The organism is Streptomyces sp. CA-111067 (assembly GCF_050956065.1).
GTDB lineage: Bacteria > Actinomycetota > Actinomycetes > Streptomycetales > Streptomycetaceae > Actinacidiphila.
Genome location: NZ_CP192103.1, coordinates 3,893,225 through 3,917,539, shown reverse-complemented (window position 1 = coordinate 3,917,539; position 24,315 = coordinate 3,893,225). Strand labels below are relative to the sequence as shown.

At 72.8% G+C, this 24,315-nt stretch carries 22 protein-coding genes and 3 tRNA genes; 17 read left to right on the top strand and 8 right to left on the bottom strand.

Going from position 1 to position 24,315, the window contains the following annotated elements; genetic code table 11:
* Positions 1–20: 20 nt before the first annotated feature.
* Positions 21–812 carry a diacylglycerol kinase family protein gene (locus ACQPW6_RS16990; protein WP_433894561.1) on the bottom strand — a complete coding sequence of 264 codons (792 nt, stop codon included), beginning with the start codon at positions 810–812 and terminating at the stop codon, positions 21–23.
* Positions 813–1,006: 194 nt separating this feature from the next.
* Between ACQPW6_RS16990 and ACQPW6_RS16985 the strand changes: the two genes are divergently transcribed.
* Positions 1,007–2,290, top strand: coding sequence for an adenylosuccinate synthase (locus ACQPW6_RS16985; protein WP_433890478.1), 1,284 nt, complete (start codon positions 1,007–1,009; stop codon positions 2,288–2,290).
* A 108-nt stretch (positions 2,291–2,398) separates the two neighbouring features.
* On the opposite strand, the gene ACQPW6_RS16980 is transcribed toward ACQPW6_RS16985, so the two are convergent.
* Positions 2,399–4,288 carry a protein kinase domain-containing protein gene (locus ACQPW6_RS16980; protein ID WP_433890477.1) on the bottom strand — a complete coding sequence of 630 codons (1,890 nt, stop codon included), beginning with the start codon at positions 4,286–4,288 and terminating at the stop codon, positions 2,399–2,401.
* Between the two features lie 356 nt (positions 4,289–4,644).
* Here ACQPW6_RS16980 and ACQPW6_RS16975 point away from each other — a divergent pair, with 356 nt between their 5' ends.
* Positions 4,645–5,322, top strand: a complete 678-nt coding sequence (locus ACQPW6_RS16975; protein ID WP_433890476.1) for a GntR family transcriptional regulator — start codon at positions 4,645–4,647, stop codon at positions 5,320–5,322.
* Positions 5,323–5,462: 140 nt separating this feature from the next.
* Positions 5,463–6,110, top strand: a complete 648-nt coding sequence (locus tag ACQPW6_RS16970) for a hypothetical protein (RefSeq protein ID WP_433890475.1) — start codon at positions 5,463–5,465, stop codon at positions 6,108–6,110.
* Positions 6,111–6,151: 41 nt separating this feature from the next.
* On the opposite strand, the gene ACQPW6_RS16965 is transcribed toward ACQPW6_RS16970, so the two are convergent.
* Positions 6,152–6,886: an SLATT domain-containing protein gene (locus ACQPW6_RS16965; protein WP_433894560.1), complete on the bottom strand. Its 735-nt coding sequence runs from the start codon at positions 6,884–6,886 to the stop codon at positions 6,152–6,154.
* A gap of 205 nt (positions 6,887–7,091) precedes the next feature.
* Here ACQPW6_RS16965 and purD point away from each other — a divergent pair, with 205 nt between their 5' ends.
* The 4 genes from purD (at position 7,092) to ACQPW6_RS16945 (ending at position 13,426) form a co-directional block, all read left to right on the top strand.
* Positions 7,092–8,342 carry a phosphoribosylamine--glycine ligase gene (gene purD / locus ACQPW6_RS16960; RefSeq protein ID WP_433890474.1) on the top strand — a complete coding sequence of 417 codons (1,251 nt, stop codon included), beginning with the start codon at positions 7,092–7,094 and terminating at the stop codon, positions 8,340–8,342.
* Positions 8,343–8,579: 237 nt separating this feature from the next.
* Complete coding sequence (locus ACQPW6_RS16955) at positions 8,580–10,220, top strand: hypothetical protein (RefSeq protein WP_433890473.1); 1,641 nt, start codon at positions 8,580–8,582, stop codon at positions 10,218–10,220.
* Between the two features lie 492 nt (positions 10,221–10,712).
* Positions 10,713–12,203, top strand: a complete 1,491-nt coding sequence (locus ACQPW6_RS16950) for a N,N-dimethylformamidase beta subunit family domain-containing protein (RefSeq protein WP_433890472.1) — start codon at positions 10,713–10,715, stop codon at positions 12,201–12,203.
* Between the two features lie 320 nt (positions 12,204–12,523).
* Complete coding sequence (locus ACQPW6_RS16945; protein WP_433890471.1) at positions 12,524–13,426, top strand: phosphoribosylaminoimidazolesuccinocarboxamide synthase; 903 nt, start codon at positions 12,524–12,526, stop codon at positions 13,424–13,426.
* Between the two features lie 77 nt (positions 13,427–13,503).
* Here ACQPW6_RS16945 and ACQPW6_RS16940 read toward each other — a convergent pair.
* The 4 genes from ACQPW6_RS16940 to ACQPW6_RS16925 form a co-directional block, all read right to left on the bottom strand.
* Positions 13,504–13,579: transfer RNA gene (locus tag ACQPW6_RS16940), tRNA-Gly, on the bottom strand.
* Between the two features lie 161 nt (positions 13,580–13,740).
* A tRNA-Gly gene (locus tag ACQPW6_RS16935) sits at positions 13,741–13,816 on the bottom strand.
* Positions 13,817–13,883: 67 nt separating this feature from the next.
* Positions 13,884–13,955: transfer RNA gene (locus ACQPW6_RS16930), tRNA-Gly, on the bottom strand.
* Positions 13,956–14,247: 292 nt separating this feature from the next.
* On the bottom strand, positions 14,248–14,565 hold the full coding sequence (locus tag ACQPW6_RS16925; protein ID WP_433890470.1) for a histone-like nucleoid-structuring protein Lsr2: 318 nt from the start codon (positions 14,563–14,565) through the stop codon (positions 14,248–14,250).
* 372 nt (positions 14,566–14,937) lie between these two features.
* On the opposite strand from ACQPW6_RS16925, the gene purS reads away from it, so the two are divergent.
* From purS to ACQPW6_RS16905, 4 genes are all read left to right on the top strand, one after another.
* On the top strand, positions 14,938–15,183 hold the full coding sequence (purS, locus tag ACQPW6_RS16920; protein WP_433890469.1) for a phosphoribosylformylglycinamidine synthase subunit PurS: 246 nt from the start codon (positions 14,938–14,940) through the stop codon (positions 15,181–15,183).
* A complete protein-coding gene (gene purQ, locus ACQPW6_RS16915; RefSeq protein ID WP_433890468.1) occupies positions 15,180–15,881 on the top strand; it encodes a phosphoribosylformylglycinamidine synthase subunit PurQ in 702 nt (233 codons plus the stop codon). The genes purS and purQ overlap by 4 nt, the downstream gene beginning before the upstream one ends.
* The gene (gene purL, locus ACQPW6_RS16910) at positions 15,878–18,127 is read left to right on the top strand and encodes a phosphoribosylformylglycinamidine synthase subunit PurL (protein ID WP_433890467.1); all 2,250 of its coding nucleotides are present in this window, start codon (positions 15,878–15,880) and stop codon (positions 18,125–18,127) included. Before purQ ends, purL begins: the two co-directional genes overlap by 4 nt.
* 140 nt (positions 18,128–18,267) lie before the next feature.
* Positions 18,268–19,131 (top strand): DUF3592 domain-containing protein, encoded by an 864-nt coding sequence (locus ACQPW6_RS16905; RefSeq protein WP_433890466.1) that lies wholly within the window; start codon positions 18,268–18,270, stop codon positions 19,129–19,131.
* Between the two features lie 315 nt (positions 19,132–19,446).
* Here the strand turns inward: ACQPW6_RS16905 and ACQPW6_RS16900 are convergent, their stop codons facing one another.
* Complete coding sequence (locus tag ACQPW6_RS16900; RefSeq protein WP_433890465.1) at positions 19,447–20,376, bottom strand: NAD-dependent epimerase/dehydratase family protein; 930 nt, start codon at positions 20,374–20,376, stop codon at positions 19,447–19,449.
* A gap of 177 nt (positions 20,377–20,553) precedes the next feature.
* Here ACQPW6_RS16900 and ACQPW6_RS16895 point away from each other — a divergent pair, with 177 nt between their 5' ends.
* The 6 genes from ACQPW6_RS16895 to ACQPW6_RS16870 all read left to right on the top strand — a co-directional run bounded on the left by ACQPW6_RS16895 (position 20,554) and on the right by ACQPW6_RS16870 (position 24,168).
* Complete coding sequence (locus tag ACQPW6_RS16895) at positions 20,554–21,060, top strand: DinB family protein (RefSeq protein ID WP_433890464.1); 507 nt, start codon at positions 20,554–20,556, stop codon at positions 21,058–21,060.
* Between the two features lie 159 nt (positions 21,061–21,219).
* Positions 21,220–21,789: a Uma2 family endonuclease gene (locus ACQPW6_RS16890; protein WP_433894559.1), complete on the top strand. Its 570-nt coding sequence runs from the start codon at positions 21,220–21,222 to the stop codon at positions 21,787–21,789.
* A 95-nt stretch (positions 21,790–21,884) separates the two neighbouring features.
* Positions 21,885–22,088, top strand: a complete 204-nt coding sequence (locus tag ACQPW6_RS16885; RefSeq protein ID WP_433890463.1) for a DUF4177 domain-containing protein — start codon at positions 21,885–21,887, stop codon at positions 22,086–22,088.
* Positions 22,089–22,188: 100 nt separating this feature from the next.
* Positions 22,189–22,995: a sterol carrier family protein gene (locus ACQPW6_RS16880; RefSeq protein ID WP_433890462.1), complete on the top strand. Its 807-nt coding sequence runs from the start codon at positions 22,189–22,191 to the stop codon at positions 22,993–22,995.
* Positions 22,996–23,187: 192 nt separating this feature from the next.
* Entirely contained in the window at positions 23,188–23,631 is a 444-nt protein-coding gene (locus tag ACQPW6_RS16875; protein WP_433890461.1) for a spore-associated protein A, read from the top strand.
* A gap of 123 nt (positions 23,632–23,754) precedes the next feature.
* Complete coding sequence (locus ACQPW6_RS16870) at positions 23,755–24,168, top strand: PH domain-containing protein (RefSeq protein WP_433890460.1); 414 nt, start codon at positions 23,755–23,757, stop codon at positions 24,166–24,168.
* Positions 24,169–24,315 lie beyond the last annotated feature (147 nt).

Genomic DNA, 24,315 nt, shown 5'->3' with positions numbered 1-24,315 from the left:
TCGCGCCCCCCGCTACCCGCTCACCTCGGCACCGTCAGCCGCCACGCCGACGGCTCCACCGTCCACGTCCTGGTCCGCACCGGACCGGTGATCGCCGAATCCGCCCGGTAGCGGAAGTCCCGGCCGGAGACGGTGATGCTGCGCGCCGTCGTACGCACCTGTGCCGCGCCCGCCGTGCGGCGGACCAGGATCTCGGCCAGGCCGGCCGGTGCCGGGCGGACCGACACCTCGTGCACCGGCTGGTCCAGGTCCGTCAGCAGCACCCCGTCCGCCTCCACCCGCAGCCGCTGTGCCCGCGGCGGCGGCTGCCCGTTGACCGGGATCGGCGCCGTCAGCGTGCGCACCAGCGAGCGCGCGGTCTTCTCCACCGGGGTCCACCAGTGCGCGGCGGTCTGCGAGACCGGCGCGCCGCACGGGATGCTCAGCGCGCCCAGCACGATGCCGCCGCTCTCGTCCACCAGCAGGTCGAGTTCGCGCGCGGTGCCGTCGAGCACCGCGCGGGCCGCCGCGGGCACCTGGCCCGGCACCCCCAGCGCCCGGGCCAGCGCGGAGCGCGGTCCGATCGGCACCAGTGACACCGGGCAGTCGTGCAGCGCGCGGTCGCGGTGCAGCATCCGCACCATCCGCAGCAGCGCCGCGTCGTCGCCGAGCACCACGGGGTGCCGCCGCCCGCGGTGCGCCAGCGCGCGTTCGACCTCCTCTACGGAGTCGGGCAGCGCGATCTTCACGGAGGCCGCGCCCGCGCAGAGCACATCCTTGGCGATCCTGACGGATTCGCCGTCGACGGCGCGCGCCGCGGGATCGACCACCAGGAGCAGGGGATGACCCCTGCCGGAGTCCGGGGGAGGATGCCCAGGAAGCTGAGCCGACACCTTGGTCCTTCCTCAGGTAAAATCTCGGTGCAAGAGCCCCTTGCGCCTTTGCGTCAGGGGCTTCGTCTATTCCGGGGCAGGTTCGACGGCTCTCTGCACGTTGGACATGCCCCGCCCGGAAGGGGTGTACGCCTGTGCCCGCACTTGTGCTGCTCGGTGCTCAGTGGGGTGACGAGGGCAAGGGGAAGGCTACCGACCTGCTCGGCGGCTCCGTGGACTACGTGGTGCGTTACCAGGGCGGCAACAACGCCGGCCACACGGTCGTCGTCGGCGACCAGAAGTACGCGCTCCACCTTCTCCCGTCCGGAATCCTCTCGCCGGGCTGTGTCCCGGTGATCGGGAACGGAGTCGTGGTGGACCCGTCGGTCCTGCTCTCCGAGCTGAGCGGGCTCAATGAGCGCGGCGTTGACACGTCCAAGCTCCTGATCAGCGGTAACGCCCACCTGATCACGCCTTACCACCAGACCATCGACAAGGTCACCGAGCGGTTCCTCGGCAGCCGCAAGATCGGCACCACCGGGCGCGGTATCGGCCCGGCGTACGCCGACAAGATCAACCGGGTCGGCATCAGGGTGCAGGACCTCTTCGACGAATCGATCCTCCAGCAGAAGGTCGACGCCGCGCTCCAGGACAAGAACCAGATCCTGGTGAAGATCTTCAACCGGCGGGCGATCAGTACCGACCAGGTGGTCGAGGAATACCTCGGATACGCCGACCAGCTCAAGGACTTCGTCGCCGACACCACCCTTGTACTGAACAAGGCGCTGGACGAGGGCAAGGTCGTCCTCATGGAGGGCGGGCAGGGCACGCTGCTGGACGTGGACCACGGCACCTACCCCTTCGTCACCTCGTCCAACCCGACGTCCGGTGGCGCCTGCACCGGCAGCGGTGTCGGGCCCACCAGGATCACCCGGGTGATCGGCATCCTCAAGGCGTACACAACGCGTGTGGGCTCCGGACCGTTCCCCACCGAGCTCCTGGACGAGGACGGCGACAAACTGCGCACGATCGGCCGCGAGTTCGGTGTCACCACCGGGCGCGACCGGCGCTGCGGCTGGTTCGACGCGGTGATCGCCCGGTACGCCACCCGCGTCAACGGCATCACCGACTTCTTCCTCACCAAGCTGGACATCCTCACCGGCTGGGAGCGGATCCCGGTCTGCGTGGCGTACGAGATCGACGGCCGCAGGGTTGACGAACTGCCGTACAACCAGAGCGACTTCCACCACGCCAAGCCGATCTACGAGTTCCTGCCCGGCTGGTCCGAGGACATCACCAAGGCGACCACCTTCGCGGATCTGCCGAAGAACGCGCAAGCGTACGTCAAGGCTCTGGAGGAGATGTCGGGCGCGCAGATCTCGGCGATCGGGGTCGGGCCCGGGCGTACGGAGACGATCGAGATCAACTCGTTCCTCTGAGCGGGTCCCCTGCGGGGTGCACGCCACGGGTAAGTCCCGCCGTCCTGGACGGCGGGACTTACCCGTGGCAGTTGTGCCGGTCAGCCGGTGTCAGCTGGTGTCAGCCGGTCAGTTGATCCGCTCGTACGTCAGCGGCGCCTTGTCGGAGTCGATGTTGTCGCGGCGCAGGTGGTCCTGGTCCACCAGGACCAGGGAGGTGCTGCCGCCCGGTTCGCACAGCCCGGCCGGCTTCGCGCTGACCACCATGGACGGGCTCAGCACGGTGGGCGGGCCGGCGTCGGCGACGTGCATCAGCCACTGGCAGGTGTAGTCGGGGCTCTGCCCGTCGAGCACCACCCGGCCGGTCGGCTTGATGTCCAGCAGCCGGATGTTGTCGTGCCCGTCGCCCGGCGTGCCGCTGAGCGTCGCCCGCCACGTGCCGACCATCAGCGGCGGCGGCTTGACCGCGTCGGCGAAGTCCGGATCGGTCGGGGCGACATGCCCCTTGGGGCTGCCCGCCGCCGGGGCCGTCGTCAGTAGCGGGGGCGCGGAGGACGACGGGCCGCCCCGGCCGGCGGCCTTGCCGTCGTCGTGCCGGCCCTCGCTGACGACGACGTACGCGGTCGTGCCGCCGGCGATCACCGCCAGCAGGGCCAGGACGGCGATCAGGCCGCCGCGTCGGCCGCGTCCGGCGGCCCGCTGACCCGAGGACCGCTCGTCCGGCTCCGGGGCGCCCACGGCCGTACGTGGCGGCGCGGCGCCCGCCGGGGGCATGGCGTCGGCAGGACGCGCGACCGGCGGCGGTGCGTTCCCGGTCGTCGGCCCGGCGCCGTACGCCGGCCCGGCCGCTGGTACGCCCCCAAACCCGGTCGCCGTTCCAGCCGGTCCGGTCCCGTTCGTCGGCCCGCCCCCGGGCCCCGCCTCCACCGCAGGCCCGCCCCCTGGCCCGGCCACCGTCGGCGGCACCGGCCCGCCCGCCGTCGGCGCCGTCCGCACGCCCGGCGCGCCCTGCACCTTGGGCGCGTTCGGCACCGTCTGCTCATGCTGCTGCGGCGGTAGATCCGCCGCCCGCACCACCGGCAGCGACCCCGTCTCCGCCGCCTCCATCTCCAGCAGCCGCACCGCGTGCCGCCCCAGCTGCGCCACGATGGCGCCCGGCAGCCACGGCTCGGCGGCCCGGCCGCCGTCCGCCTCCTCGGGTATCTCGCCGATCCGCTCGCGCACCTGTGCCAGCGTCGGCCGCTGCTCGGCGTCCTTGACCAGGCACGCCGCCACCAGGTCGCGCAGCCCCTCGGGGACGGGTGCCAGGTCCGGCGGCTCCTGCGTGATCCGGAACATCTGTGCGTGGACGCCGCTGCTCGCCGCGCCGAACGGTTGCAGCCCGGTGGCGGCGTAGGCCAGGACGGAGCCCAGGCAGAAGATGTCGGCGGCCGGGGTGACCCGGTCGCCGCGCACCTGCTCGGGCGACATGAAGGCGGGGGAGCCCACCATGGCGCCGGTGTACGTGAGCGTGTGGTCGTCGGCGACGGTCTCCAAGGCGCGGGCGATCCCGAAGTCGATCACCCGGGGGCCGTCGATGGTGATCATCACGTTGGACGGTTTGAGGTCGCGGTGCACGAGACCGGCCGCATGGATGTCGCTCAGCGCGTGCGCGAGTCCGGCGGCCAGCACCCGTACCGAGCGCTCCGGCAGCGGCCCGTAGTCCTTGCCGACCACCTGGTGCAGCGACGGCCCGGCCACGTACCCGGTGGCGACCCACGGGATCTCCGCCTCGGTGTCGGCGTCGAGCACCGGCGCCGTCCAGCGGCCGCCGACCTGCCGGGCGGCCCGCACCTCACGCCGGAACCGGGTGCGGAACTCGTCCTGCTCGGCCAGTTCGGCGCGCACCAGCTTCACCGCGACCGTGCGGCCGCGTTCCGAGCGGGCGATGAAGACCCGCCCCATGCCGCCGGTGCCGAGCCTGCCCAGCAGCCGGTACGACCCGATCCAGCGGGGGTCGTCCGTCCTCAGCTCTTCCATCCTCGTCCCCCGCCCGCCCCGCGTCCGGCGCCACCGACATGTCGTTTCCGCTCCCCGTAGGCGAACAATATTCGTATGAACGCCGGAGAGTGAGTGGCGCGCCTCACCGGATGGGGTGAGCGTGGGAAACGGCGGCCGTCACCGACTGCCGCACCGCGGCCCCGGCCGACCCCCTATCGTGTGCGCACAAGCCACACGGATGTACGGCAACCGGACACGCGCCCGTATGCCAGACACGCGCCCGTACGCCGGACGCCGAACCCGCGCCCGTATGCCGGACGCCCCGAACCCCGCGCCCGTATGCCGGACGCACAACCAGACGCAGCTGTGCGCACGACGAGGCGGCGAGGAGAGCGATGAAGGAGGGCGGCGGATCGCCGGTACGGCGCAGCAGCCTGCGGCAGCAGATCGCCGACGCGCTGCGCGACGAGGTGCTGACCGGCCGGCTCCAGGCGGGCCGGCACTTCACCGTCAAGGAGATCGCCGACCTGTACGGGGTGTCGGCGACGCCGGTGCGCGAGGCGCTGGTGGACCTCGCCGCGCAGGGCCTCCTGGACGTCGAGCAGCACCGCGGCTTCCAGGTGCGGCGGCTGGGCTCGGCCGACTTCAGGTCGCTCACCGAGGCCCGCGTCTTCGTGGTCGAGGCGGCCTACCGGCAGGCGGCCGAGGAGGGCATCGGCGAGCTGCCGGCCCCCGCCGTAGCGTCGGTACGGCGCCGCGCGGAGGCCGCGGCGAGGGCCGCCAGGGCCGGCGTGCTGGACGTGCTGATCGGCTGCGACCTGCGCTTCTGGCGGGAGCTCACGGCGATCGGCGGAAACCCGCACATCTGCGAGTTCCTCGACCGGGTGCGGATCCAGACCTGGATCTACGCCGTACCGCACCTGCGCGCGCTCGACGACCTGGCGGGCGTCTGCTGGGCCGGCCACGAGGGCCTGGTGGACGCGGTCGCCGCCCGTGACATCGATGCCGCGCGGCAGCTCACGCACCAGTACAACGACCACACGCTGCACCTGATCGAGAAGTTGGTGCCGTGAGCTGACGGCACCTCACGGCACCTCACGGCGTCTCACGTACCCGATGCACAGGGTGGCGGCCGGCAGCATCAGGACCCCACCCGCTGACGGGACCGGCACCGCCGAATTACGCTGTACGCTCCCGACCGGATGGAGTGTTCGTGGCCTGCGACCTGTGGCTCGTGCCGCTCGTGGACGTGCTCTGCCACAGCCCGGAAAACCCCTTCGCCGAGGAACTGGCCCGCTACGACAAGGCCCTCACCGACGCCGGCCAGCCGCCCGTGCCGGTCTACAGCTACATGCCGGGCCTGTCCGGTGACGTCGGCCCGGTCGCCTGCTTCGACTACGACGCGCTGCACTTCCTGCGCCGCGCCTACCTGTTGAGCCTCCAGGGCCTTGAGGTGACGCCGGTCGACGCACTGGGCGGCGACTACGAGCAGCTGCTGGAGATGTTCGAGCCGACCGCGCAGCGCTCGCACCTGGTGTGGCACTACGACCACGCGGGCGCGTACGTCCCGCTGGACTTCCCGCAGCCGGTCGTCAACGACGAGCTGCTGGCGGGCGGCGGCCCGCTCGGCTCCAGCCACGGGCTGCTGCGCGAGCTGGAGTTCGTCGCGCCGGTGATCGGCATCGACCCGGCCAACCCGCCCCGGCCGCCGGAGCCCCCGGCCCACCACACCACGCTGGAAGAGCCCGCGGCCCCCACCCTTGCGACCGGTCCGTTCGCCCGCGAGCACCAGGTCTGGCTGGGCCTGCACGCGGCGGCGACCCGCTCCCTGGGGCAGGGTTCGATGATCGTCTTCAGCTAGCGGGCGGCCCCGGCCGGCTTCAGGCGGCGGGCGGCCCCCGGTCAGCGCCCCGGGTTCTCCGGCGGGCGCTGCCGGGGCATGTTCGGGCGGGTGCTCGGGTGCGGGAGGCGGCGCGGCGGGGACGTGTCGGGGCGCGGGATCGGCCAGGCGGCGGACTGGGTGCGCAGGGCCGGCAGCGCGGCGCGCGGGGCGCAGTCGAGCAGCCAGTCGGAGGTCTCGGCGCGCACCAGGTCGGCGACGTCGTCGCAGAACCGGCGCAGGATCGTCAGACAGCGCTCGGCCGCCTCCGCCGCGGTGCCCTCGGTCGGGCCGAGGATCTCCCGGACGCTCTCCGAGGCCCAGTCGAAGCGCAGCGCCTCCAGCCGGCGTTCTACGGCCTGCGCGGTGGAGACGTCCCGCATCCAGGCCGTCGTCAGGCCGAAGACCCGGTCGAAGCCGACGCAGATCGCCGCCGCCAGCAGCGCCAGATAGCTCCAGCCGGCCGTGGAATCGGCTGCCCCGGTGAGCTCGACCAGCGGCAGGGCGAGGCCGGCCGCGCCGAACAGGGCCGCCGCCGCGCGCAGGGAGCGGGCGGCGCGCCGCTTGCTGATCCGGTCGTGCAGATACCAGTCGGCCGTGCGCTCGGCGCCGGACTCCGCCCACCGGTAGAGCTCCTCGAGGCGCTCGGCGGGCTCCCCCCAGTCGCCCAGCGGAAAGGGCAGCGCCCGCAGGTCCTCGTGCTGGTGATGCAGCGCCCGCCGCGCGGGCTCTTCCCGAGGGGTCTCCTCGGGAAACATGTCCGGCTGGCCCACTGCACGCTCCCTCGTCGACTGCCCGGCCCGGTGGTGAAGCTCTCTTCTTACCGCCGAACGGCTGAGCAAGAAGGACAGAACCCGGGTATTACGCCCTTAAGTGGCGGGTGATCAGGTATAGGACGGATCGTGCGGTCGCCCGAAAGAGTGAGGGCGGCCCGCGGAGCCGCGGACCACTACCCTTGTGCGCGTGAAGGTCCTTGTCATCGGCGGCGGCGCCCGCGAGCACGCCCTGTGCCGTTCCCTGTCCCTCGACCCCGACGTCACCTCCCTGCACTGCGCGCCCGGCAACGCCGGGATCGCCGAGGTGGCCGAACTGCACCCGGTGGACGCGCTGGACGGCGCGGCTGTCGCCGGTCTGGCCGCCGATCTCGGCGCGGACTTCGTGATCGTCGGCCCGGAGGCGCCCCTGGTGGCCGGGGTCGCCGACGCCGTACGCGACCGGGGTATCGACTGCTTCGGCCCGACCCGCGAGGCCGCGGCGCTCGAGGGCTCCAAGGCGTTCGCCAAGGACGTGATGGCCGCGGCCGGCGTGCCGACCGCCCGCGCCTACGTGTGTACGACGCCGGAGGAGATCGACACCGCGCTCGACGCGTTCGGCGCGCCCTACGTCGTCAAGGACGACGGGCTCGCCGCGGGCAAGGGCGTCGTCGTCACCGAGGATCTCGCCGCGGCCCGCGAACACGCGCTGAGCTGCGGCCGGGTGGTGATCGAGGAGTATCTCGACGGCCCCGAGGTGTCGCTCTTCGCGGTCACCGACGGCGACACCGTCATCCCGTTGCAGCCCGCCCAGGACTTCAAGCGGGCGCTCGACGCCGGCGAGGGGCCCAACACCGGCGGCATGGGCGCGTACTCGCCGCTGCCGTGGGCCGACCCCAAGCTGGTGGACGAGGTGACGCGGACGGTGCTCCAGCCCACCGTCGACGAGCTGCGGCGGCGCGGCACGCCCTTCGCCGGGCTGCTCTACGCGGGCCTGGCGATCACCTCGCGCGGGGTGCGGGTGATCGAGTTCAACGCGCGCTTCGGCGACCCCGAGACCCAGGTCGTGCTGGCCCGGCTGAAGACCCCGCTGGCCGGGCTGCTGCGGGCCGCCGCGACCGGCCAGCTGGCCGCCTTCCCCGAGCTTCGCTGGAGCGACGGCGCCGCGGTGACCGTCGTCATCGCCTCGTACAACTACCCCGACACCCCGCGCACCGGCGACCCGATCACCGGCCTCGCCGACGTCGCCGAGAAGGACAGCCACGCGTACGTGCTGCACGCCGGCACCCGTCTCGCCGACGACGGACGGGTGGTCAGCGCCGGCGGCCGGGTGCTGTCGGTGACGGCCACGGGACCGGACCTCGGCAAGGCCCGTGACCGGGCCTATCGCGCCCTGGACCGGATCACGCTGGACGGCGGACACCACCGTACGGACATCGCGGCGCGCGCGGCCGGGCTCTGACCAACGCCACTCCATGGAGTGATGACTGAGCCATACGGCTGACTCTCCCCACCCGCCCAACTATGGTGCCCGGAAGGCGCACCGCGGGACATTGCGGCAATCAGCCCTACGGCCGTTGCGATGTCGGTGGGCGGTGCGACAGTGGGGGGAGGCCGTCACCGAGGCGGTCACCACAGCTCAGGGGGTGAGCCGTCATTGTCCGGAGAAGCGGGTGAGGCCGTCGCACGCTCCCGTGCGATGGCGGTGCTGCGGATCCGCGGGGCCGCGCTCGGCGCGGCGCTGCTGCCGGCCGCCGCGGCGGTGGTGCTGCACGCGGGCGGCGCGACCGGGCGGATCGGCCCGGAGTGGGACGGGGTCAGGTGGGGTGTGACGGCGGCGGCGCTGCTCGTGCTGCTGCTCGCCGCGGCCGTGGCGGCGGTGATCGTACGGGCCAGGCCCGCGGTCACCCCGACCGTGCCGGTCACCGAGTCGGCCGCGCCCGATCTGCACCGGATGGTCCGCGACCTCGCGGAACGGCTCCAGGTGCCGGTGCCGTCGGCGATAGAGTTCACCCCCGACTGCGACAGCTGGCTGGAGGAGCGCAAGGACTCCGCGCGCCGCGCGGCCGCCGGGCGGCCGGCGCCGGTGCTGGTGATCGGCTCGCCGTTCCTGTGGTGGATGCGGGTGCCCGAGCTGCGGGCGCTGCTCGCGCCGGTGGTGGCCGGCACGGGTGCGGCGGCCGACCCGGAGATATCCGCGGCGCGGCGCTTCCTGCGCGGCCTCGACGCGGCGGCGGGCGTCGCCACCCGGACCGGCCCGGCCGGCCGGACCGGCGGTGGCCGGATCCGGCGGGTGCTGCTGCGGCCCGCGTACGGCTTCCTCGGCTGGGTGGTCAGGGTGCTGCTGCACGGCTGCCGGGTGCACGCCTCGGAGATGGAACGGGGCGTGGCCGCCGCGGCCTCCGAACGCGCGCAGGCCGTCGACTACGGGCTGCGGATCGTCGCCCAGGAGCAGGTCGGCCTGGCCTACGCCGGCTGGGACCGGCTGCTGACCCGGGTCGCGCTGCCCGCCTGGCGGATGGGCCGCTGGCCGTCCCGGCTCGACGTGGGCGTGGTCGCCGCGCTCACCGAGCTGTCCCGGCGCGACCGGCTGGCCGACGGCTTCGAGTCCCGGCTCGGCGAGCGGCCCGCCTGCGATCTGCTGGAGGAGCCCGGGGTCGTGGACGAGGCGGTGTCGCTGCTCGCGGCCCGGCTGTTCCACGGCGGCCCGAGCAGGCCCGGGCCCGGGTGGGCGGCGGTGAGCTGGGCCTGCTATCCCGAGCAGGTCGTGGAGCGGATCTGGCGCGGGGAGGCGGCGCGGCTGATACGCGTGCTGGACGAGGTACGGCCGCCGGTCGGCCGCCCGGCCGGTGTGCCGGTGGACGAGCCGGTGGGTGCACGGGGCAGCGGGCTGCTGCTCAGCGAGGGCGGGGGCGGCGCGCTCAGCGATGAGCCGGGCGCGGCGACGCTGACCCGGGTGATCGAACGGTTCGCGCTCGGCGGCAGCGAGGAGCTGGCCGCACGGCTCGGCGCGCTCGTCGCGCAGGAGGAGGCGGCGGCGCCCGCCGTGCACGAGCCGGTCGGGGACAGCCCGATCGTGCAGTTGCTGCCGCCGAGGACCGGGCGGGAGCTTCTCAGTGACCACGTGACGGCGATGATCTGTTGCTCCGCGGTGGACAGCGCGGGGGCCGCGCCCGGCCTCGACTGGCTCGACGGCCCCACCCTCCTGGTCGACGGCGCCCGCCGCGCCGACCTGGCCTGGCCGGTCCTCCGCCTGGTCGAAAACGGCGACCCCGCCCCCCTCCGAGCGTGGCTGACCGCGGTAGGCGCCCGCCCGGACAAACCGGTCCGTCTCCTTTAGCGGCCCCGCCTGCGGTAGCGCGAGCCGTCCCGCGCCCCGTCAGGGCTGCCTCTCGCTCCCGGCGGCTTGCGCCCCGTCAGGGGCGCGGGGAACTGCGCCACCAGCCCACCACCGGCAGGCAGCCGATGCACGACGGTCGGGCCCCATAGGGGCGCGGGGAACTGCGCGCTCAGCCCCGACGGGGCTCAGGTTGACCAGCGGGCGGGACCCGGGGGCGGCCGGGAGGGGTGAGGCGGGAGCAGGGGTGCTCCGTCATGCGGACGGCGTAATTGGGGCGGCTTGTTCGCCCGCTGGGGTGTGCGCGACACCAGGGTGACCGAAACTGCTTCACTCGCCGCCCGATCCGTTCCGGAAATTCGCCACGAACGGTAACGGCGAACGAGCTTTCTGTGATCTGCTTGACCCTGCCGCACCGTTGCCCCGCCCCGCGGCGGCGACGCGGGAGGCGTGGTGTGGCCCGGGCAGGGACGGCCCGGGGAGGGAGGGATCGCGATGGCCGCGGATCAGATCAGGCGCTGGGAGTCCGGCGCGCTCGCGCACGGTGTGTCGGACCCGTTCGGACAGGGCCCGCTGCCCTGGCTGCGCGACAGCCCGCAGTATCTGGACGACGACGGCCAGGTCGTGCCCTGGTACGTCGACCTGGCCGCCAGCTCCGGCACCCCGCCGCCCCGCCCGCACGTCGCGGGCCCGCGCACCGCGGACGATGTGCGCCGCCAGATCAAGGGCTTCGCGTCGGCCGGCGCCGTCGCCCCCGGCGAGGCGATCGACTTCCGGATCACCGTGGACCCGCCGCAGGAGTTCACGGTGGACGTCTACCGGATCGGCCACTACGCGGGCGACGGCGCCGCCCAGGTGAGCGCCAGCCCGCGGCTGTCCGGCATAGTCCAGCCGCCCCCGCTGGCGGCCGGCCGCACCGTCTCCTGCCACCACTGGTGGCACTCCTGGCGGCTGCAGATCCCGCCGTACTGGAAGACCGGCGCGTATGTCGCCGTCCTCACCACCGCCGACGACGGCTACCGCAGCCACATCCCGTTCACCGTCCGGGACACCGAGGCCACCGCCGACCTGCTCCTGCTGCTGCCGGACGTCACCTGGCAGGCGTACAACCTCTACCCCGAGGACGGCAGGACCGGCGCCAGCCTCTACCACGCGTGGGACGGCGCGGGCCGGCTGCTCGGCGAGCAGGAGGCGGCGACCACCGTCTCGTTCGACCGCCCGTACGCGGGCGCCGGCCTGCCGCTGCACATCGGCCACGCCTACGACTTCGTCCGCTACGCCGAGCGCTACGGCTACGACCTCGCCTACGCCAACGCCCGCGATCTCCACGCCGGCCGGGTGGACCCGTCCCGCTACCGGGGGCTGGTCTTCCCCGGCCACGACGAGTACTGGTCCAAGCCGATGCGGCGGGCCGCCGAGGCCGCCCGCGACCAGGGCACCTCGCTGGTGTTCCTGTCGGCGAACACCATGTACTGGCAGGTGGAGCTGACCCCGTCGGCGGCCGGCGACCCGGACCGGCTGCTCAACTGCCGCAAGCGGCGCGGCGACGCGAAGGGCCGCAGCGCGCTGTGGCGCGACCAGGGCGAGCCGGAGCAGCTGCTGCTCGGCGTCCAGTACGCCGGCCGGGTGCCGCAGCCGTCCCCGCTGGTGGTCAGGAACGCCGGCCACTGGCTGTGGGAGGCGACCGGCGCGGCGGAGGGCGACGAGATCGACGGCCTGGTGGCCGGCGAGGCCGACCGCTACTTCCCCCGCACCCCGCTGCCCGAGACGATCGAGCGCATCCTGCTGGCGCACTCGCCGTACGAGTCCGCCGACGGCCGCCGCCAGCACCAGGAGACGTCGCTGTACCGGGCGCCCAGCGGCGCGTACGTCTTCGCCTCCGGCACCTTCGCCTGGTCCCCGGCCCTCGACCGGCCCGGCCATGTCGACACCCGCGTCCAGCGCGCCACCGCCAACCTGCTCGACCGGATCTGCAAGCACGACTGACGCTTCTTGCTTGGGTTGTCGGCCCCCGCTCCCCGCTGCCCCGGTTCGGTGCGGGTCCGTCGTGGCTTGTCGCGCAGTTCCCCGCGCCCCTTTGGGGCGCGTCCTTGCCGGGGCCCGATCCTGCGCGGGGGCGCGATGTGCCCCGGCTTCAACAGGGGCGCGGGGAACTGCGCGACCAGCCACCCACCGGCCGGAGGTCCGGCGGCGGCCGCAAGGGGCTGGGCGGGCGGCTTCCTGCCCCGCCGGGGCGGCCCGCTGCCGGGAATGCGTCCGGCGTGCGGGAGAATCGGGAGCTGGAACACCGACTGGGGAGGACGCCGATGCCCGGATTCGTCGAAAAGCCGGAGCCCGTGGAAGTACCCGGGCTGGTGCACCTGCACACCGGCAAGGTCCGCGACCTTTACCGGAACGAGGCCGGGGACCTGGTGATGGTCGCCAGCGACCGCACCTCCGTGTACGACTGGGTGCTGCCCAACGGCATCCCGGACAAGGGGCGGATCCTCACCCAGCTCTCGCTGTGGTGGTTCGACCAGCTGCACGGCCTCGTGCCGAACCACGTGATCTCCACCGACGTGCCCGCCGGCGCCCCGGCGGACTGGGCCGGGCGCACCATGGTGTGCCGCTCGCTGCGGATGGTCCCCGTCGAGTGCGTGGCCCGCGGCTACCTCACCGGCTCCGGCCTGGCCGAGTACGAGCGCGACCGCACGGTCTGCGGCCTGGCCCTGCCCGAGGGCCTGGTGGACGGCTCCGAGCTGCCCGCCCCCATCTTCACGCCCGCCACCAAAGCCGAGGTCGGCGACCACGACGAGAACGTGTCGTACGAGGAGGTGGCCCGCCAGGTCGGCGCCGAGACGGCGACCAGGCTGCGGCAGATCACGCTGGCGGTCTACTCCCGGGCCCGCGACATGGCCCGCGAGCGCGGTGTGATCCTGGCGGACACCAAGTTCGAGTTCGGCTTCGACGACCAGGACGAGCTGGTCATCGCCGACGAGGTGCTGACCCCGGACTCGTCCCGCTTCTGGCCCGCCGACCTGTGGGAGCCGGGCCACCCGCAGCCGTCCTTCGACAAGCAGTACGTCAGGGACTACCTGACCTCCCCGGCCTCCGGCTGGGACCGGCACGGTCACCTGCCGCCCCCGCCGCTGCCGGCCGAGGTGGTCGCGGCCACCCGGGCGCGCTACGTCGAGGCGTACGAGCGGCTGACCGGCCTGACCTGGGAGTAGTCCGCACCCCAGGGCGCGCCCGCGCAATGACGAAGGCCCCGGTCGCGGTGACCGGGGCCTTCGTACCGTTGTATCTCTGGAGCGGACGACGAGATTCGAACTCGCGACCCTCACCTTGGCAAGGTGATGCTCTACCAACTGAGCCACGTCCGCAGGTCGTGCAGATACTGTACCCGATCGGCCGAGCGGTCCGGCAACCCATATCCGGGGGAGCGGGGAACAGGGGAGCGGGGAACCGGAAACATCCACGGCGCGCCCGCGCGACGACGAAGGCCCCGGTCGCGGTGACCGAGGCCTTCGTATCGCTGTATCTCTGGAGCGGACGACGAGATTCGAACTCGCGACCCTCACCTTGGCAAGGTGATGCTCTACCAACTGAGCCACGTCCGCATGAACTGCGACTTCGAACACCCTACCCGATCCGGGGCTGAGCCCCGGATGGACGAAGAGTGATCAGAGCGGGCGACAGGAATTGCACCATGCGCCTCCCCCCTGGAAGGGGGGCGCTCTACTACTGAGCTACACCCGCGTGACGTCCGCTGACCTGGCCTTTCCGGCCTGCCCTCGGCGTGTTCCACACACTATCCGAAACAAGGGGGTGGCTGTCCAATCGGCTCGCGGAGCACCCGCGTCCCGTGTCGGCCCCCGGCCCGCCGCCGTGGCCCCCGCAACCCGGACCCCCGGTCGGACCCCCGGTTGAACCCCCGGTCGGACCCCGGTTGAACCCCCAGCCGGACCGCCGCCCGACCCCCCCGCGGAGAGCCGGACCCGCGGCATGCCCGCGACCCCGGCCGTCCACCGACGGAGCGTCAACTCGTCACTCAGCCAGCCTTGTTGAAGGCTTCGTATACCTTCTTCGGAATGCGCCCGCGGGCCGGCACCTCGAATCCGTTCGACTGCGCCCAGGCCCGCACGGTGGCCGGCGTCGGCGCGATCGGGGTGCGCTTGTAGGCCCGTCCGGAAAGCGTGCGGCGGCGGCCGGCCTCGACGTACGGCGCGAGATCGGTGCGCAACTTGTCCGCATTCTTGGAGGAGAGGTCGATCTCGTACCACTGGCCGTCCACGCCGAATGCGATCGTTTCCGCAGCCTCGCCGCCGTCAAGGTCGTCGGCGAGGGTGACGAGTACGCGTTGCGCCATAGGGATCGGTCCTTTCGTACGCGATCGGCCTGAGCGCCCGGCCCGGGCCGCGACCGGCGCACGGTCGCGGTGGGGCGGTGGCGCGGGCAGGCCGACACGACGGTGTCGACAAGTTTTCATTTTTGTGTGAAGCCACTAAATGGCACGGCGGCCTTGTGCTGATAATTCCCGGGTTCGTACCGTCCCAAGCCTCATCGCAATCGGGACCCTATGTTTTCCTGCCGGGTTCCCCCAAGCATTTCGACAGCCGATACATAAACGTGATCCGTGATCAACCTGGCATCTCTGTCGGTGCACCGTATATCTACCCGCGTAGATTTCTCCACCGGGTACGCTGAGAGGACCTCACGCACCACACCACCGGGAGTGCCAGTGGCACGCGTCGTAGTCGACGTCATGCTCAAGCCGGAGATCCTCGACCCCCAGGGCCAGGCGGTGCAGCGCGCACTACCCCGCCTGGGCTTCGACGGGATCTCCGACGTCCGCCAGGGAAAGCGCTTTGAACTAGAGGTCGACGGGCCGGTCGACGACGCCGCCCTCGGCCGCATTCGGGAGATGGCCGAGACCTTTCTCGCCAACACCGTGATCGAGGACTTCAGCGTAAAGGTGGAGTCGTGACTGCGCGCATTGGCGTCGTCACATTTCCGGGCACCCTTGACGATCGTGACACGCAGCGCGCGGTGCGGCTGGCGGGCGCGGAAGCGGTGCCGCTGTGGCACCGCGACAAGGACGTCCGGCAGGTCGACGCGGTCGTTCTGCCCGGCGGCTTCTCCTACGGCGACTATCTGCGGGCCGGCGCGATCTCGCGTTTCTCCCCGGTGATGGCGACGGTCATCGAACAGGCGAACGCCGGAATGCCGGTGCTCGGGATCTGCAACGGATTCCAGGTACTCACCGAGACCCATCTGCTGCCTGGCGCGATGCTGCGCAACGACAACCTCCACTTCGTGTGCCGGGACCAGAAGCTGCGGGTCGAGACGGCGGCCACCGCGTGGACGTCGGACTTCACCGCCGGCCGCGAGATCTCCATTCCGCTGAAGAACATCGACGGCCGCTACACCGCCGACGAGCGCACCCTCGACGAGCTGGAGGCCGAGGGCCGGGTGGTCTTCCGCTACCCCGAGGGCGCGTACGGGGACGGGTACGGCAACCCCAACGGCTCACTGCGCGACATCGCCGGCATCAGCAACGCGGCCGGCAACGTCGTCGGCCTGATGCCGCACCCCGAGCACGCCGTGGAGCCGGGCATCGGCACCGGCGGCACCGACGGCCTCGGGTTCTTCACCTCGGTCCTCAAGAAGTTGGTCACCGCATGACGCTCGACACGGTCAAGCACGCCGCCGGGACCCCGGAGGCCGGGCAGCCCTGGAAGGAACTCGGCCTCAAGGAGGACGAGTACGCGCGCATCCGGGAGATCCTCGGCCGCCGTCCGACGGGCGCCGAGCTGGCGATGTACTCGGTGATGTGGTCGGAGCACTGCTCGTACAAGTCGAGCAAGGTGCACCTGAAGCAGTTCGGCGAGAAGGCCCCGCAGACCGACGCGCTGCTGGTCGGCATCGGCGAGAACGCCGGCGTGGTCGACGTCGGCCAGGGCTACGCCGTCACCTTCAAGATCGAGTCGCACAACCACCCGTCGTACATCGAGCCCTACCAGGGCGCGGCCACCGGCGTCGGCGGCATCGTCCGGGACATCCTGGCGATGGGCGCCCGGCCGGTCGCGGTGATGGACCCGCTGCGGTTCGGCGCGGCCGACCACCCCGACACCAAGCGGGTGCTGCCCGGCATCGTGTCCGGCGTCGGCGGCTACGGGAACTGCCTGGGCCTGCCCAACATCGGCGGCGAGGTCGTCTTCGACCCCTGCTACCAGGGAAACCCGCTGGTCAACGCGCTGTGTGTGGGCGTGATGAAGCACGAGGACATCCACCTCGCGCAGGCGTCGGGCCCCGGCAACAAGGTGATCCTGTACGGCGCCAGGACCGGTGGCGACGGCATCGGCGGCGTCTCGGTGCTGGCCAGCGAGACGTTCGACTCGACGGGGCCGTCCCGGCGGCCCGCGGTGCAGGTCGGCGACCCGTTCCAGGAGAAGCTGCTGATCGAGTGCACGCTGGAGATCTTCCGCGAGCAGCTGGTGGCCGGCATCCAGGACCTGGGCGGCGCGGGCCTGTCCTGCGCCACCAGCGAGCTGGCCTCGGCCGGCTCCGGCGGCATGCGGGTCGAGCTCGACACCGTGCCGCTGCGCGACGCCACGCTCTCGCCCGAGGAGATCCTCATGAGCGAGTCGCAGGAGCGGATGTGCGCGATCGTCGAGCCGGAGAAGGTCGAGCGCTTCCTGGCGATCTGCGAGAAGTGGGACGTCATCGCCACCGTGATCGGTGAGGTGACCGAGGGCTCGCAGCTGGAGATCTTCTGGCACGGCGAGCAGATCGTGGACGTGCCGCCGCGCTCGGTCGCGCACGACGGTCCGACGTACCACCGCCCGTACGCCCGCCCGGACTGGCAGGACGCGCTCCAGGCCGACGACCCCAACAAGCTGGCCAGGCCCGGGACGGCGGCGGAGCTGCGCGAGCAGGTGCTCGCGCTGGTCGGCTCGCCGAACCAGGCGTCCAAGGCGTGGGTCACCGACCAGTACGACCGGTTCGTGCAGGGCAACACGGTGCTGGCGCAGCCGGAGGACTCCGGCGTGATCCGGATCGACCCGGAGACCAACCTCGGCGTCGCCATCGCCACCGACGGCAACGGCCGGTTCGCCAAGCTCGACCCCTACACGGGCGCGCAGCTCGCCCTGGCCGAGGCGTACCGGAACGTGGCCGCCACCGGCGCGAAGCCGCTGGCGATCTCCGACTGCCTCAACTTCGGCTCGCCGGAGGACCCGGCGGTGATGTGGCAGTTCGCCGAGGCGACCCGCGGCCTGGCCGACGGCTGCCTCCAGCTCGGCACGCCGGTGACCGGCGGCAACGTCTCGCTCTACAACCAGACCGGCGACGTGGCGATCCACCCGACGCCGGTGGTCGCGGTGCTCGGCGTGATCGACGACGTCGACCGCCGCACCCCGATCGCCTTCAAGGACCAGGGCCACCTGGTCTACCTGCTCGGCGACACCCGCGAGGAGCTCGGCGGCTCCGCCTGGGCGCAGGTCGTGCACGACCACCTCGGCGGTCTGCCGCCGGCCGTGGACCTGGAGCGCGAGCGGCTGCTCGGCGAGATCCTGATCTCCGCGTCCCGGGACGGCATGATCGACGCGGCCCACGACCTGTCCGACGGCGGCCTGATCCAGGCGGTCACCGAGTCCTGCCTGCGCGGCGGCCTCGGCGCCCGGCTGGTCGTCCCCGACGGCCTGGACCCGTTCGTCTTCCTCTTCTCCGAGTCCGCCGCCCGCGCCCTGGTCGCCGTCCCCCGCTCGGAGGAGCTCCGCTTCACCGACATGTGCGGCGCCCGCGGCCTCCCGGCCACGAGGATCGGCGTGCTGGACGGCGAGACGATCGAGATCCAGGGCCAGTTCACGATCCCGCTGGCAGAACTCCGCGAGGCCCACGAGGCAACGATCCCGGGCCTGCTGGCGTGAGCTGAGCCCCCGCCAGGGCACCCGTTCGGCTACTACCAGCCCCGTAGAGTCAGATGACTTGACTCTACGGGGCTTGGTGCTGGGTACGGGGCTGCAACCTTTTCGGCTGCCCGGCCGTCCTCGCTGCCGAGGGGGTGGTCATGGTGTTCGACGTGGTTCTCGTGCTGTGGTGCGTGGCCTGGGGCGCGGTGGGCGGGGTGCAGGGGCGGCGGTACTTCCGAGGTGCGGCCGGGGTGGTGCGGGTGCTGGCGCGGGTGGAGCGGGTGGAGGTGCCGCGGGAGGCCGGCGCGGACCGGATGGACGGGGTGCCCGTCGTGCTCGCGTTCCAAGACCCGGGCACCGGCGAGCGGCTGGTGCTGCCGACCACCGGCCGGCGCAACGGGACGGTGGACGCGGCCTGGGTCGGGCGGCAGGTCACCGTACGCTTCCCGGCCGGCCGGCCGTACGAGTTCAAGGTCGCCGCCGGCGGCGGCCGGCGCCGCGAACTGGGCCTCGCGGTCACGGCGGCCTGCCTGGTCTGGGCGGCCCTCGTCGCCCGGGTCGCCTTCGGCACCGGTGACCCCGGCTGGGCTCCGCTCGGTATCGGCGTGATGCTGGCGGCGCTGATGGCCTGGGCCCTGACCGTCACCCGGCGCGCCGCGCGTCACCGCAAGTCCCTGCTCGCCACGGGGGCCGAGGCCACCGCCCGCGTGGTGGCCGTCGCCCAGTCCACCCACCGCGACGACGACGGCCACACCCACACCCGCTACAGCCCGGTGGTCACCTTCCACACGCCCGACGGCCGCGCCGTCACCGCCCTCAGCCCGAACTACGTCTCGGGCCAGGCCCACACGATCGGCACGGAGACGCTGGTGCGCTATGCCCCCGCCGACCCGTCGGTCTTCGCGTTCGACGCGCGCGAGGACGGGCGGGCGCAGGGGTGCGGCGTGGTTCTCGTGTCGCTCCTCGGCCTCGCCGGCCTGGCGTTGACGGTGACCGGCGCTCTCCTCCTCACCCAAGGCTGAGCGTCCCCAGCCCGTGGACGGGCCACCTGCCCAGCCCCTTGCGGTGGTCGCCGGACCACCCGGCCGGTGGCGGGCCGGCGGCGCAGTTCCCGCGCCCCTGGTGATGCCGGGGCAGGTCGCGCCCGCGCGGCGCCAGCCGCATATCGACATGAGCCCCGCGCCCCTGGTGATGCCGGGGCACGTCGCGCCCGGGTGAGAATGCGCCCCGATAGGGGCGCGGGGAACTGCGCGATCAGCCACAGCGGGCCCGCAGACGGCCGCTCGCCCAGCCACTTCCGGCCGGTGCCGGACCGCCGCGTACCTGCGCGCCCCCCGTCAGCTCGCGGCCAGCTCCGCCGCGAAGCCCGTGCGCCAGGACGGGTAGCGGGGGGACCACGCCAGATCCGTGCGGGCGCGGGTGTTGGAGGCGGCGCGCAGGCGGGTCATGAAGGCGGCGCCCCAGGCCCCGGCGGCCAGCCGGGCCATCGCCACCGGCACCCGTTGCGGCCCGGGCGCGCCCACCAGCTCGGCCACCACCGGGAGCCACTCGCCGAGCGCGGCGGGCTCGTCGTCCACGATGTTCAGCGCGCCCCTGACCTCGGGGCGGCCGATCGCGGCCAGCACCGCCAGCGCCGCGTCCTGCGTGTGCGTGAAGGAGAACATGCCGCTGCCGTCGCCGACCACCGGCATCTTCCGGGCCTTGATCTGCCCGATCGTCGACCCGTCGCGGTCGAACGCGGTGCCGGGCCCGTACAGGTGGCCGAACCGCAGCACCAGGCCGTCCGCGTCGGCGGTGAGACGTTCGAGCGTCTTGAGCGCGTCGAGCGTGCCCGCCCACGGCTTGGGGGGCTTCGCCCAGAACGGTTCGTCCTCGTCGGCGGCGCCCGGCCCGCCGGCCGGATCGTAGGCGTAGGCCAGGCCCTGGACGATGAACCGGCCGGCGCCCGCGTCGTACGCCGCCTCCATCAGCGTCCGGGTCGCCTCCGTCCGCAGCCGGTTGGTGACGGCGAAGTCCCGTCCCACCTTGCGCGGGTCGATCTGCGCCGGGATCGCGGTCAGCAGGTGGACGACGGCGTCCGGTTTCGCGTCCCGTACCGCCGCTCCCAGCGCGCCCCGGTCGAGCGCGTCGACGGCGACCGGCCTGACGCCCGGACGCGCGGGCCCCGGCTTGCGGGACAGCGCGACGACCTCGTGCCCGGCGTCGCCCAGCAGCGGGACGAGCTGACGTCCGATGACACCGGTCGCTCCGGCGACGACCACACGCATGACGTTCCTCCTTCGTCGTACTTCCCCGGGCGCGAGCCCGGCTACCGGGAGTGGACGGGCGGGCCCGGGCGCGCGTGACGGTTCCGGGTGTGAGCCCGGTCACAGCGGGGGGACGGTGCCGGGCCGGCCGCCGGGCCCAGGCGGTCGGCGGAGCGCGCCGCAGGCGACAATGCCCCGATGAACACCGACCGGATCGACCCGCCCACCACCGGCAACGAGCGCGAGACGCTGCGCGGCTTCCTCGACTTCCACCGGGGAACCCTGGCGATGAAGTGCGACGGCCTGTCCGACGAGGACCTGCGGCGGCAGTCGATGCCGCCGTCCACGCTCAGCCTGCTCGGCCTGGTCAGGCACATGGCCGAGGTCGAACGCGCCTGGTTCCGCCGGGTCATCGACGGCCAGGACATCCCACTCGTCTGGTCACCCGACGGCGATTTCCAGGTCGCCTACGACGCGGCCGGGGCCGACCGCGCGGAGGCTTTCGCGGCCTGGCACGCCGAGATCGACCACGCCCGCCGGATCGAGGCCGCGGCCCCCTCACTGGACGTCGTCGTCCACAACGCCCGCCACTCCGAGGACGTCTCCCTCCGCCTCGTCATGCAGCACGTGATCCTCGAATACGCCCGCCACAACGGCCACGCGGATCTGCTCCGCGAGGGGATCGACGGCACGGTCGGCGCGTAAAGGCCCCCGCTCACCCTTTCGGGTGATCTTGATCTTGAAGCGTTAATCTCAGGTTTAGACCCTATAAGCTGAGAAACCTAGCGTGACGATTCAGGCACGGGGAGATATGCGGTGGCTGAAGTGGATGACCGACCGCAGGCGCGGAACGATCGCGTGCAGATGCTCCTGGAGGACTTCGAAGCTCTGGCCGCCGCGGCGGCACGGCACGCGGAAGAGCCTCGCCTGGAGTTCCTCGGCGGAAAGATGGGGGTCAAGGCGGTGCGGGGCGGCGTCCACAGCGAGATCGTCATGTGGTTGCTGCGCCAGTGCATGCGGCAGCGGCCCGAGCTGAGCCTCTACGGGGATCGTGGCGTCAAGGTCGAGACGTACCGGAAGGGCCGCGCCATCCCGGACGGCGCCCTCGCTCCGACCGGCCACTTCCTCCGCTCCGGCGAGTGGGCCGACCCGGACGGCGTCCTGATGGTCGTCGAGGTGACCTCCTACGACCGGGACACCTCGCAGCGCGACCGGGTCGACAAGCCGCGCGCCTACGCCGAGTCGGCCATTCCCGTCTACCTGCTGATCGACCGGGACAGCCGGGACGTCACCGTGCACAGCGAGCCGGTGGACGGGGTCTACCAGGAGCGGCACACCGTTCCGTTCGGGAAGACCCTGCCGCTGCCCGAGCCCGTCGGCTTCGAGCTCGACACCGAGCCGCTGGTCGGCTGGACGGCACTCGCCGAGGGCTGAGCGGGGCAATCGGTGAACCGGTGCGGGCGTTCGTGGTTGGGTGGCTGTCGTATGCGTACGGGTACGTACGACACCACCAAGCGAGGGGCTCGGGCATGTTCGAGTACAAGGTCGTCTCGTTCCGGGAGTCGCTGATCGGCGACGCGCTGGACGGCGACAAGCTGGAGAAGACGCTCAACAAGCAGGCTGACGACGGCTGGGCGCTGAAGTCCATCACCGCGGCCGACGTGAAGGGGCGGATAGGTCCCGGTGCCGTCGAGGGTCTGCTGCTGACGTTCGAGCGTCCGCGGCAGGGCTGACCGGCGCCGTACGACGGCGGCGACCGTGGCCGTGCCGGGGCTCGGACGGGCCCCGGCGCGGCCCCGCGTCCACAACGGCCGCCGTACTACGCTCGCCGGTATGCCCAACGCCGCTCGCCGAGCCCGCAGTTACGATCCCGCCAGGACCTGGGGCGCGCTGATCGCGCAGGTGGAGCACGTGCGGCGGGCCGTGCACGCGCTGGACGAGGAGCAGTGGGCGCGGGAGAGCGGGCTGCCCGGCTGGGACGTGCGGCTGCTCGTCGCGCACATCGTGCGGCAGATCGAGGCGGTCCGGACGCTGCACGCCGACGACTCTCCGCCCGCCCCCGGCACCCGGCTCACCGACCTCGACACCTGGGCGGTGTCCACCGCCGGGATCGCCGACCGGCTGGACGCGACCACCCGGGAGACCGCCGCCGCGATGGGCGACCCGGTCGAGGCCATCGACGCCGAGGCGCGGCTGCTGCCGGCGCTGGAGGCGGAGGCACTGCGCACCGACCGGCTGCTCGGCCACCCCTTCGACGGGATGCGCGCGCTGGACTTCACGGTGACCCGGCTGGTCGAACTCGTCGTGCACAGCGACGACCTGGCCCGCGCCACCGGCCTGGACATCCCGCTCGACAAGCAGGCGCTCGCCGCCGTCGTCCGGCTGCTCGCCGACGCGCTGGCCGCCGCCACCCCCGGCAACTCCGTCGAGGTGCGCATCCCGCCCTACGCGGCGGTCCAGTGCGTCCCCGGCCCCCGGCACACCCGCGGCACCCCGCCCAACGTGGTGGAGACCGACCCGCTGACCTGGGTCCGGCTGGCCACCGGCCGGCTCTCCTGGGCGCGGGCGCTGGACGACGCGAAGGTCGCCGCGAGCGGCGAACGCGCCGACCTGGCCCCGTACCTCCCGGTCATGTCCTGACCCGGCGGGCGGGAGGCCCCCGCCGCGAACCCGGCCGCCCGAACCCGGCCGCCCGCGCGAACCTCGCTATTCCACGAACTCCGCTGTTCCACGAATTCCGGCATTCGTTGACGCACCCCCGCCCCGATGGGAATCTTTTCGACGTCGTCGCGACGACATCCAGCGTGGTGTGAGGCGAACAAAGGAATTCGTGTGAAGAAGTTCACGACGGGCGCGGCCGCTCTTTCGCTGGCCCTCGGCGGCCTGCTGGTGGCCCCGCAGGTCGCCTCGGCGACGACCGCCCAGCCGGCCGGCGCGTACGGCTGCGCGGGCTCGCAGGTGGGCAAATACCGGCTGTACAACTCGTCGAACCGGACGGACGGTTACGCCTACCTCTACTATTCGTCCGCGAGCGGCGGCACGAATTGCGCCGTCTACGTCACCAGCGTGAGCCGGGGCACCGCGCGCTATATGTCGGTGCAGCTTTTCGGCCCCGGTGACCAGGCGCCGGACGACGTCGGCACTTACACCCAGTACGCGGGTCCGGTGCGGGTCACCGGCACGAACGGCCACTGCGTCAGCGTCATCTACGAGGAGCGCCCGCCCGGTCAGAGCATCGTCAACGGCAACAGCAGCGGCGACGTCGCCTGCGGCTGACCCCGGTCACCCCGCGCCCGGCCGCGCCCGTACGCCCGGCCGCCCCACCCCATGGCGGGGCGGCGGCCGGGCGGTGCACACTACGGGGTCTGAGCCCGCACGGCTGACCGGGGGGAACCGGACGTGACACGTACGAAATGGGGGCCGCGGTTCGGTGCGTGGCTGCTCACCGCGAGCCTGGTGTTCGTCGTCTTCGGCGCCGTGCGGGCGGACCTGGTGCACAGCCCGGCGGTGTGGCTTGTCTTCTGCCAGACCCTCGGCGTGGCCGGCTACACCGCCGTGGTGCTGCGGATGACGTGGTGGGGTGTCACCGCGACCCCCGAGGGGCTGCGGGTGCGCAACGGCCGCACGGTCCGCTTCCTGCCCTGGGCCGACGTGACCGGCGCCGCCGCCGTCAACGGCGGGAACCTGACGATCATCGGCGCGGAACCCGAGCAGACCACCGTGATCGAATGGGCCGGTTTCCGGCCGCCGACGCGGGCCGCCGCGGAGATCACCGCCCTCGTCACCGACCCCGGACTCCGCCCGGCCGCGTGACGATCCCCGCGGGACCGCCCGTTCCGCCGGCGCCGGCCCCGCCCTGGGGCCCACATCACGTGCCCGTGCGCCCCATGGCACTACCCGCGTAGAACGCAGGTCGGAGCCGGGTTCCGCGAGGTCGCCCGTTCGGCGGGTCGGGGAACC